The organism is Paenibacillus thermotolerans, assembly GCF_028745515.1.
Taxonomy (GTDB): domain Bacteria; phylum Bacillota; class Bacilli; order Paenibacillales; family YIM-B00363; genus Paenibacillus_AE; species Paenibacillus_AE thermotolerans.
The window spans coordinates 1-9,433 of sequence record NZ_JAQZSG010000067.1 but is presented as its reverse complement, the minus strand read 5'-3'; the positions used below and the strand labels follow the sequence as shown (position 1 = coordinate 9,433).

The window sequence follows — 9,433 nt, the reverse complement described above, 5'->3', positions numbered from 1 at the left end:
GAGTATTCGAGAGCATTCCCCTTAAATACGAGGGACGGACACCACTGCAGTTATTTCCTTGAAAAAGCAGGGATCAGCGCCAAAAATCGGGATTTAACGTCTGTAGTGACCGTTAGCGAATTGGCAGTGGGCATATTGGCGATTTAACGTCTGTAGTGACCGTTTGCACCGTAAGGGGTTGCTGAGGAGTAATACTTCGAGGATAAACTACCGTGCGATAAACTTTCTATATCGTTAAAAAACAACGAGAGCGCCGCATAAAACATGCAGCGCCCCCGCCGTTACATTAACATTATCGTCTCGGAAGAATGCCCGCAGCTCTAGCCGCAGCTACGGTATTTCTGGCGAACACCACCGGATCCCCTACGGATTCCCAGTGGATGTACTTGAACGAGGTGTTTTGGAACAGCCAGTGGTTATGAAGCGCCGTCACCGTGATTCCGCGATTGCGAAGCTCCTTAACGAACCGGTTGATCTCCCGCTCCAATATAACGGTTTCACCCAGGTTCAGCGTCCGTCCGCGCGCGTCGCGGGATTCGGCAGATATGAAGAACGGAATGGTAAGAGGAGATTTGCTCCGGCGCCGCAAAATTCTCAAGTTGAGATTTTTGCGAAATCTTTGAACCAAGCATGCGCCGTTGACAATGGATCCCGAACCGCCGACAATTCGGGCCAACCGATTGCAAAGTTGTTTGCTGATTGCCATACTTATTCCTCCTTCCCTCGCTAGGATGATACATCGTATGAGGGGGAGTCCGGTTCCGTCCTATCATTCGTCTACTCTATTAGCCCTTTTAAAAATAAATTGAGAAAAATCAATAGATGCCGCACGTACGATAACACAAGCGCCTCTCCTCCTGCGATCATACGATATCCCGTATAACCATAAGGAGGAATGCAGGATGGCAGTTCAAGTATCTCCGCGTTTCAGAAGGCTTTGCAATCAATTCGCCCGCATTTTGGGCGGCGAGCATGAAATCGATGCAGGCCCTGTCTGCTTCGTCTCCCGCTCCAGAAGATTGCGTGCAAAAATACTCGGCAGACGCACGACTTCGCCGTTGGTCCGCTATCAGCTCTTTTCTTTCGAATCTCTCGATAAGAACGGACGCGCTCTTTGTTTAGGAGAAACGGCCGTCCGCCAAGATCAGGCGAACCGCCTTATCCGCAATCTTCAACGGAGAGGCATTAAAGTAACGGCGCTTCATAACCACTGGCTGAATGAAACGCCGCGCTTGATGTACATTCACTGGGAATCGATCGATAATCCGATCAATTTTGCCAGAAAGACGAAAGCTTCCATTCGCTTCTTGGGTTAAACGGCAATCCCCCCGCACGCCATCGTCAGGCGCAGCGGGGGGATTTTTTTAAGCGGTGAAAGCACGTTGCGCAGAAGCCTCGCCGTCGTCTCCGCTTCGTCCGGAAGGCGGCCGACGATGCTGTTGACCGTCAATCTCGTCCAGTAGCCTCGGTCGCGTAGCGGAAATACATCGGATAATAACCATACATTTCGCACAGCTCCTTTACTCGGCTGCATCTTTATTCCTCGAAATCTTCGAATTGCTCTCTTCTTCTCTTCAATCTTTGTCTCCGATCGCGCAGCGCCAATTGCCGGGCAATCGTGTAGCCGATAAGAAAAGCTGCCGCCGAAGTGTTCCCATCCACCGTGAACGGAATGATGGAAGCGTCCGCGACCATCACGTTTTTCACCCCGTGAACGTTGCCGAGGCGGTCCACAACACCGCCTTTATTCAATGGAGCCATGCGCAGCGAGCTTTGCTGATGGTGGTTATGCTCGAAATTGTCCCTAATGAACTCCTCCAATTGGGAGTCGTCGTCAATGATGTCGATCGTCGGCGAGACGAGCCGATAAGTGGGATCGATGGCCGCCAGCTCGGTCGCTATATTCCGCACATATATTTTATAGATGTTTTTAACGGCTTCCATGTCGTCCGGATTTTCGAGAAAGCCTTCATCCGCAAGCACAATTTTCAAGGGATCGTTGTTTTGAATTTTAATGGCCCCCCGGCTCTTAGGCTTCATATAAAGAAGCGCCAAAGTCAACCGATCCTCTTCGGAACCAATGCCGAGAATTTGCACCGTGCGTCTCCGAGAATTTATGCCCGAAGGGTCCGGCAGGAAAGCTCCGCCGGTATAAAGCGCATTGGGGTCCGAGGAAGGCAGCGCTCTGTCGCTTGGATTCGTTTCGAACACAGCGAAGTTCAGCGTGTGGTTTCTTAAGCTTTTCCCTACATTTGGATTGTTGAAAATAACGGGAATGCCCGCTCTTTTAAGCATCTTGGCAGGTCCGATGCCCGACAGCATCAACAGTTGGGCGCTATTGATCCCTGCGGATACGATAACCTTCTTCCGGGCGTACGCTTTTTCGCATTTTCCTTCCCTTAAGAACTCTATTCCCGTAGCCCTTTTTCCCGAAAACAATATTCGAAGAGCCGTTGCTTTCGATAATAATTGCAGCTTCCGGCCCCGTACGCCGAGTCCGTCCGGGGAAACGACGTCCGCAGAAAGAAACGCCGTAGACGAGCTTTCCCGCCCTCCATTCGGATTTTGGTACAGCTGCCAGCGGGTAAACGGCCCGAGCGGCGTATTCGGATTATTATAATCGACGATTCTCGGAAATCCCGTTGCCCGCTCGATGGCCGAAACGAGCTTATTCGCCATCGTTGTAGGGGAGACCGGAGCCTGCCTGATGTCGATTCTTCCCTTAAAGCCTCGTGCAGCTTTATTGCCGGTCTTTCCGTTGTATTTTTCCAACTTTTTGAATCGCTTGGTCGCCCTCGCGGGCGACCAGAGCGGCCCCAACAGCTTCTCCCACTCCCGGAATACCGCTCTAGTAGGCCGTACGTACTGTTCGCCGTTAATCGAAGAACCGCCGCCCAGCAGCCTGCCGGTCGTCCATTCGAACGCGCGGTCATTCAGCCCTTCTTGAGGGACTCCTTCTCCTTGCCAAAAATATTGAGGGTAAAATCGTTCCTCCAGTTCCAGAGCGAAAGTTGAGTCGCGGATCGGTCTGTCCTTGTCGTTATTCCCCCCTGCCTCTAATACGAGCACGGACGTTTTTTTGTCGTCGGTGAGTGTCTTCGCAATGACGGCCCCCGCCGGTCCCGTACCTACGACAATGTAATCGAAAATCAACTTGCCGCTCATCGGAAGTCCTCCTATTTCGTTCCCGGCGCCGGCATATCAACACCTTGCACGCGATGTTTGTGCCCGTCGTCGGTCGACGTATAGAAATCGTAATAATGAACGTGCATGCCGTTGCCTACAGGGATTGCCGGACCGGAATACGCTTTGTAGTGATGGTTATGGCCATCCTCGAATACGACGTAGCCTTCGGTGTAATGAATGTGCCCCCCGTCTTGCGTTCGAATCGGCGGGGACGTGACGTCCAGACATTGATGAACGTGGCCGTCTGCAACCGAGGTATAATCGACGGACCCGTGATTGTGCTCCGGGACGAAGCCGGGAACGAAACTGTCTTTTTTAATCTCCAAGCATCCACACCTGCCTATACGATTTTAGGCATTTTATTCAGCAACGTTCCCATTGGAGTGGGCGAATGCCGATTTTTTTTCCGGGAAAGGGGAGGCTTTCCATGCTGTTGAATGGCAAGCGCCGGGGTGGAAAATACTAGAAGGAATATCATGGAGTTACATCATAAAAAAAGGGGCGAAAGCCGTTATGGAGTACAGAATCGAAAAAGATACGATGGGTGAAATCAAGGTGCCGGCGGATGTATTGTGGGGAGCGCAGACGCAGCGCAGCTGCGAAAACTTCAACATCGGCACGGAACGCATGCCGCTGGAAATCGTTCGGGCTCTTGCCATATTGAAGAAGGCCGCCGCGCTTGCCAACCGCCGGCTGGGCAAGCTGGATCCCGAGAAGACGGATGCGATCGTAACGGCTGCGGACGAGATCATCGAAGGGAAATGGGATTCGCAATTTCCGCTTGTCGTCTGGCAAACCGGCAGCGGCACGCAAACGAACATGAACGTAAACGAGGTGATCGCGCATCGGGCGAATGAGCTGCTGGCCGCCCGCGGGAGCGCCGGACGCATTCATCCGAACGACGATGTAAACAAATCGCAAAGCTCGAACGACACGTTCCCGTCCGCCATGCACATCGCCGGCGTCATCGCCGTGGAGGATCGGCTCCTCCCGGAGCTGGAAGCACTCAAAGAGACGCTCAGCCGGAAGATGGAGGAGTATGCGGATATCGTAAAAATCGGCCGGACGCACCTTCAGGATGCTACTCCCCTAACGCTCGGTCAGGAAATAAGCGGGTGGCTGGCGATGCTGGAGAAGACGTCCGCCATGATTCGCAGCGGCACCGACGCGATGAAGGAGCTGGCGATCGGCGGAACCGCCGTCGGCACCGGGCTGAACGCGCATCCCGAATTCGGGAATGCAACCGCCGAAGAGATCGGCAAGCAAACGGGCAAACGCTTCGTATCCGCTGCAAACAAATTTCATGCGCTGACGAGCCACGATCAGATGGTGTACGCTCACGGTGCGATCAAGGCGCTCGCCGCCGATCTGATGAAAATCGCCAACGACGTGCGGTGGCTCGCCAGCGGCCCGCGCTGCGGCATCGGCGAGCTGATCATCCCGGCCAACGAGCCGGGAAGCTCGATTATGCCCGGGAAGGTGAACCCGACACAGAGCGAGGCGGTGACGATGATTGCCTGTCAGGTCATGGGCAACGACGCCGTGATCGGCTTCGCCGCCAGCCAAGGAAATTTCGAGCTGAACGTGTTCAAGCCGGTGATCGCGTACAACTTCTTGCAGTCGGTCAGGCTGCTCGCTGATGGCATCCGCTCTTTCAACGTGAATTGCGCCGCAGGCATCGAGCCGAATCGAGCGGTCATTCGGACTTACCTGGAGCAGTCGTTAATGCTGGTCACCGCGTTAAATCCGCATATCGGCTATGAGAATGCCGCGGCCATCGCCAAGCACGCCCATAAAGAGGGCGTTACGCTAAAAGAAGCGGCCGTACAGCTCGGTCTGCTCACAGCGGAGCAGTTCGACGAGGCTGTACGGCCGGAAGAGATGATTCGTCCGAAGTCGTGACTATATACTTAAAAAGGAACCTCAACGCCAAACTCCCGGGCCGCCTTTTCCAGCACATCCCGGTGGTCCTTGCCTACCGGAATGCCGTGAACCGCCCAATCCCGCTCGCGTTCGGCTTCCAGCACGCCCGGCAAGGTAGCCCGGTCAAAGCCCGGGAGCGGCTGCATTTCGGAGGTCAGCTGCATATACCGGCTCATCTCAAACTTAAAATCGTTCAGCGGCGTAAACTTGGCGATGTCCAGCGCGATAATCAGCGAGCCTTGATTGGCGCCCTGGTATGCGCGCTTCGCCCGTTCCTCTTCTACAGGGACACCTGCCAGAAACCCTCCCAACGCCTGGCACATGAACCCTAACCCCATGCTGCGGAACACCAAGCCCGGCGTTAACCGAATAATTTCCGACCGGTGCGGAGAATCGTCGTACAGATCGTGCATCGTTCCGAAATCGAGCACCATCGCCGGAGAGTCGCCCGAAGGTACGGCGAACGACATCGGAGAACCGCCCGCAGCTTGCATGATCGATTTTTCCGGATGTAACGAAAGCTGGTGGCCGGACGTCACGTAGCCTATCAAATCGCGCTCGGCCAAGATGCGGGAATAAATGCCGGCCGCTCCGATGTGCCCGTGGTTGCGGGTCACCGCTACGGCGATGCCGCAGGCGCGGCACTTTTCGACCAACGCTTCGGCTGCTCGGTAAGCAGGGAAATAGCCTAAGCCGCCGTCTCCGTCGACAAGCAAGGTGGACGGCGATTCATTGACGATCGACACCTCCGGGTTCGGATTGATCAGCCCGTCGCGCATAATGCGCGCGTATGTAGCGATTTGTCTGGAGCCGTGGCTGAAGACGCCGCGCAAATCGTTCTTCACAAGCAAGTCCGCCAAAAATATGCTTTTCTGTTGCGGCATTCCCGCTTGCTGCGCCAAAGACGAGACGAACAGCTTCATCCGCTCCGCTGGCACGGCCGTATACTGTTCAGGCAAATTATTCATCGCGTACTCCCCCTCCCTTACACGTAAGTTTTGCATGACATGGAACCATTGTAACATCCCGCCTCGGCCGGTCACAAAACAAACCGCGTACTTTTTCCGCGTACTGGCGGGTCAGGCTTGATGCATTTCGCCCACTGACGCAAATTTCCCACTCCATAAAAAAGACTTCCGCTTCATCGTTGCGAGAGCTATGCAGCGTCATGAAAGTAGAGTAGAATCAGGTCGGTAGACTGCAAGCGCAACGTTACGTTCTCCTAAAGATACCGAAAGTGAAGGAAGGAACGAGATGTATGAACGAACGACTCCTGGAAGCTTACCGCCGGTTCGTTCCTGAACAATTTTTAAACTACATGCGGAAGAACGCTATTTCCGATGTAAAACTTGGGGATCATGTTAAAGCGGACATGACGGTTCTTTTTTCCGATATCCGCTCTTTCACGACGTTGTCGGAGCGTCTGACGCCGGAGCAGAACTTTCGGTTCCTTAACTCGTATCTCTCCAAGATGGAACCGAGCGTGCACCGATTCGGCGGGTTTATCGATAAATTTATCGGCGATTCCATTATGGCGCTGTTCGGTCAAAACGTGGATAATGCGGTTTTGTCGGCGCTCGATATGATTGAGCGGCTGCAGGAATATAACTTGGGGAGATTACGGGCCGGTTACGAACCGATACGAATCGGAATCGGCCTGAACAGCGGGCCGCTTATGCTCGGCATCGTAGGCGGCGACGGCCGAATGGACGTAACCGTGATCGGCGATGCCGTGAACTTGGCCTCCAGAATCGAGGGGTTGAACAAACGCTACGGCACCACGCTGCTCGTTTCCGGAAATACGGCGGCTCGTCTCTCCGATCCGAGCAAATACGGCATGCGTAAAATCGATTCGGTACGCGTAAGGGGCCGGCGGCATATCGAAACGATCTATGAATGCTTCGATCGCGATCCGCCCGATATTTATGATAAAAAGCTGATGACGCGTCCCGCCTTCGAGCAAGCATTAATGAAGTACGAGCTTGGCAGTTACGATGAGGCGAAGGAACTGTTTCGCGATGTATTCGCTCAAAACCGTTACGATCTTGTGAGCCGATGGTACATTGAACGATGCGCCGCTCCTCCTGCAGAAGACGTTGAACACATTCCGTTGCCGGCATCATCCGACCTCACTCACGATCCTGATCGGCTAACGCGGCTGCTTGTACCGAAAAATCGAAAGCAAGACGTTACTAAGGTGGCTGAGGTGCGGTCAAAGCCCGCCCTTACGCCGCCGCCTTTTACTGCCCGATTTGCAGAAACAGCCGTCATTTATTTCGAGCACCATTTGCAGCTTACGCCCGGTCATACAAGTTTGGATTGGAACTGGGAGCCGGAATTCAAGCTGCGCGACATCTCTGCCTGCATATTTTTTCGGGGTACGGCGGAAATGGAAAGCGCCATGCTATGTTCCGTCGATCTGCCCGTCGGGCTGTCGTTGCTCCGCCGAATGAGCTACGAAGACTGGAGCGCTCAAGAGGAAATCCCACTTCTGCTTGACGGTTTGGGCGAAGCTCTCAACTTTATTTCAGGCAACGCGATGAAGATGTTCGAGCAGTACTCCGACTTCGTTACTATCGATCCGCCGATCTCGGCGCGCACTCATGAAACAATACTCATACCTAACGGCGGCGTATGGAACTGCACCTTGATATACAACGGAGAGCCCATTATTCTCCTTGCTTTCGAACAATTTTAAAGAAAAAATACCGCCTTCATGGGAAGGCGGTATCTCACCGAGTATTGTTATTTTGTGACCTCTATTGCGGCGGCGTAACTTCCGCGGTCATTGCCTGACCATATTCCCCAAACGGTAAGCACGTATCGTCCCGGTTCCTTCGGAAGAACGAAAGCACGGCCTTTTGTCGGCAGGTTTTCCTGGCTACCCCAAAGCCCGACCGTGATTTCATTTGGTGGTTCCCCTTTGAAATCCAAAGTTAGTTCGGCATTCGGCTTTACGAAATAAACGGTGGTGTTTTTCACCAAATCATCGGGACTCGGCGCATCCGCAATTGCGTTTTTCCATTGGTAGGAGCCTTTGATAAGCGGGAATTGTTGTTCTTCTACATTTGCTACAGCATTAGGAGGTTCATTGGAAGTAAGTGTTGTCGTTTGTGCACACCCCGCAACGAACGCCATTACGAGAGTAAGGAAAATAGCGGTGAACCTTTTGTTCATCATCTCACCCCCAACACTTTTAACGATGCCGGGGAGTTACATGTTGCTACTCTAAGTGAAGAAAATGGCTTTCATATTCCGAATTGCATTCCACTGAAAATCCGATAGAGCGATAAAATTGATCGGCAATCGGTTGATCAGTCCTAAGCACAAGTTTTTTATAATGCTTTCCAGCTTCTTCTATAACTGATTTCATGAGCAATCGCCCGACCCCGAATCTTCGTACATGCGGAGATACGTAGAGTCGTCGAACGCGGCCCACTTCCTTTCGATTTGAATACGGGTCTTGATTCAATCCGCAAACTCCGACAACTTCGCTATTCAGATAAGCAAGAAAGAGCGCTTCTCCTACTTTGTCGAACGTATTGGCTCCGGTTTCGTACTCGCTCACCAACCGTTTGAGGTGACGGAATCCTTCGCCGGCACTTGATGCAACCAGCGGGTTTAACGTAGAAGGATCAAGATGGTTTACTTTTCGGATTGAGACTCCATGCACTTAAACTTCCTCCCCGTATCCGCGTTGAACTTTACTACATTCGCTTATTGCATTCTCCAACTCACCTTGGTTCAATCCGCCTTATTTCTTTGCCTCCGAAATATGCCAGCAAACACCGGCAGGGTCAATTACATGTATTTCACGTTTTCCCCAAGGATAGTCTGTCGGCTCTTTTGCCTTAACCGGGTAATCCTTTTCAAGAATAGCGGTCTTAATATGCGACCACCAGGTATCAAGCTCCTCGACAACTAGCTCTACCATGAAGTTTTCTTGAAATTCCTGGTTGTGAAAGTTTTGAAGATAAAATTCCTGTTCCCCCATTCGAAAAAGACTCAATTCATCATCCGAATACACTTTATCGAAGCCAAGATCTACAAAGAAACGCTGCGCAAGCGCATAATCTTTGCCGGATGGAACGAACGGACGCAATGCAGTGGTTTTCATAAATAAGTTACCTCCGAAATTAAGTATACTCCCGAAAATAGTAACACTGCAGATTGCTATTCGGTCCAAAAAGGCGGCTGGGGATTTTTTAGCACCACCTGGAGTTGCTATTCACCAATTTTTAATCCTAGAGCCAAGGTTTTGGGATCAATAGTAACTTATAGTGCACTAGCCTTGCATAAAAGTTGGGGAGAGCACGATGGTGGA

General features: G+C 52.4%; 11 protein-coding genes. 3 read left to right on the top strand and 8 right to left on the bottom strand.

What is annotated here, in order from left to right:
* Window positions 1–292: 292 nt before the first annotated feature.
* Window positions 293–706, bottom strand: a complete 414-nt coding sequence (locus PT964_RS25895; protein WP_274366250.1) for a DUF1259 domain-containing protein — start codon at window positions 704–706, stop codon at window positions 293–295.
* Window positions 707–902: 196 nt separating this feature from the next.
* Here PT964_RS25895 and PT964_RS25890 point away from each other — a divergent pair, with 196 nt between their 5' ends.
* Window positions 903–1,316, top strand: coding sequence for a DUF1259 domain-containing protein (locus PT964_RS25890; RefSeq protein WP_274366249.1), 414 nt, complete (start codon window positions 903–905; stop codon window positions 1,314–1,316).
* Here PT964_RS25890 and PT964_RS25885 read toward each other — a convergent pair.
* Genes PT964_RS25885 through PT964_RS25875 form a run of 3 tightly spaced genes read right to left on the bottom strand, consistent with a single transcriptional unit; the run spans window position 1,313 to window position 3,512 of the window.
* Entirely contained in the window at window positions 1,313–1,534 is a 222-nt protein-coding gene (locus PT964_RS25885; RefSeq protein ID WP_274366248.1) for a hypothetical protein, read from the bottom strand. The genes PT964_RS25890 and PT964_RS25885 overlap by 4 nt on opposite strands.
* A gap of 2 nt (window positions 1,535–1,536) precedes the next feature.
* The gene (locus PT964_RS25880; protein ID WP_274366247.1) at window positions 1,537–3,165 is read right to left on the bottom strand and encodes a GMC family oxidoreductase; all 1,629 of its coding nucleotides are present in this window, start codon (window positions 3,163–3,165) and stop codon (window positions 1,537–1,539) included.
* An 11-nt stretch (window positions 3,166–3,176) separates the two neighbouring features.
* On the bottom strand, window positions 3,177–3,512 hold the full coding sequence (locus PT964_RS25875) for a YmaF family protein (protein WP_274366246.1): 336 nt from the start codon (window positions 3,510–3,512) through the stop codon (window positions 3,177–3,179).
* A gap of 187 nt (window positions 3,513–3,699) precedes the next feature.
* Between PT964_RS25875 and fumC the strand changes: the two genes are divergently transcribed.
* Window positions 3,700–5,088: a class II fumarate hydratase gene (gene fumC, locus PT964_RS25870; RefSeq protein ID WP_274366245.1), complete on the top strand. Its 1,389-nt coding sequence runs from the start codon at window positions 3,700–3,702 to the stop codon at window positions 5,086–5,088.
* Between the two features lie 8 nt (window positions 5,089–5,096).
* On the opposite strand, the gene PT964_RS25865 is transcribed toward fumC, so the two are convergent.
* Window positions 5,097–6,077, bottom strand: coding sequence for an Ldh family oxidoreductase (locus PT964_RS25865; protein WP_274366244.1), 981 nt, complete (start codon window positions 6,075–6,077; stop codon window positions 5,097–5,099).
* A gap of 290 nt (window positions 6,078–6,367) precedes the next feature.
* Between PT964_RS25865 and PT964_RS25860 the strand changes: the two genes are divergently transcribed.
* The gene (locus PT964_RS25860) at window positions 6,368–7,807 is read left to right on the top strand and encodes an adenylate/guanylate cyclase domain-containing protein (protein ID WP_274366243.1); all 1,440 of its coding nucleotides are present in this window, start codon (window positions 6,368–6,370) and stop codon (window positions 7,805–7,807) included.
* 47 nt (window positions 7,808–7,854) lie between these two features.
* On the opposite strand, the gene PT964_RS25855 is transcribed toward PT964_RS25860, so the two are convergent.
* From PT964_RS25855 to PT964_RS25845, 3 genes are all read right to left on the bottom strand, one after another.
* Window positions 7,855–8,286: a hypothetical protein gene (locus PT964_RS25855; RefSeq protein WP_274366242.1), complete on the bottom strand. Its 432-nt coding sequence runs from the start codon at window positions 8,284–8,286 to the stop codon at window positions 7,855–7,857.
* Window positions 8,287–8,332: 46 nt separating this feature from the next.
* On the bottom strand, window positions 8,333–8,782 hold the full coding sequence (locus PT964_RS25850) for a GNAT family N-acetyltransferase (protein WP_274366241.1): 450 nt from the start codon (window positions 8,780–8,782) through the stop codon (window positions 8,333–8,335).
* 81 nt (window positions 8,783–8,863) lie between these two features.
* Window positions 8,864–9,226: a VOC family protein gene (locus PT964_RS25845; protein WP_274366240.1), complete on the bottom strand. Its 363-nt coding sequence runs from the start codon at window positions 9,224–9,226 to the stop codon at window positions 8,864–8,866.
* Window positions 9,227–9,433 lie beyond the last annotated feature (207 nt).

Coding starts and splice junctions, on each gene's coding strand:
- PT964_RS25895 (WP_274366250.1), bottom strand. CDS start 706: ATGGCAATCAGCAAACAACTTTGCAATCGGTTGGCCCGAATTGTCGGC.
- PT964_RS25890 (WP_274366249.1), top strand. CDS start 903: ATGGCAGTTCAAGTATCTCCGCGTTTCAGAAGGCTTTGCAATCAATTC.
- PT964_RS25885 (WP_274366248.1), bottom strand. CDS start 1,534: ATGCAGCCGAGTAAAGGAGCTGTGCGAAATGTATGGTTATTATCCGAT.
- PT964_RS25880 (WP_274366247.1), bottom strand. CDS start 3,165: ATGAGCGGCAAGTTGATTTTCGATTACATTGTCGTAGGTACGGGACCG.
- fumC (WP_274366245.1), top strand. CDS start 3,700: ATGGAGTACAGAATCGAAAAAGATACGATGGGTGAAATCAAGGTGCCG.
- PT964_RS25865 (WP_274366244.1), bottom strand. CDS start 6,077: ATGAATAATTTGCCTGAACAGTATACGGCCGTGCCAGCGGAGCGGATG.
- PT964_RS25860 (WP_274366243.1), top strand. CDS start 6,368: ATGAACGAACGACTCCTGGAAGCTTACCGCCGGTTCGTTCCTGAACAA.
- PT964_RS25855 (WP_274366242.1), bottom strand. CDS start 8,286: ATGAACAAAAGGTTCACCGCTATTTTCCTTACTCTCGTAATGGCGTTC.
- PT964_RS25845 (WP_274366240.1), bottom strand. CDS start 9,226: ATGAAAACCACTGCATTGCGTCCGTTCGTTCCATCCGGCAAAGATTAT.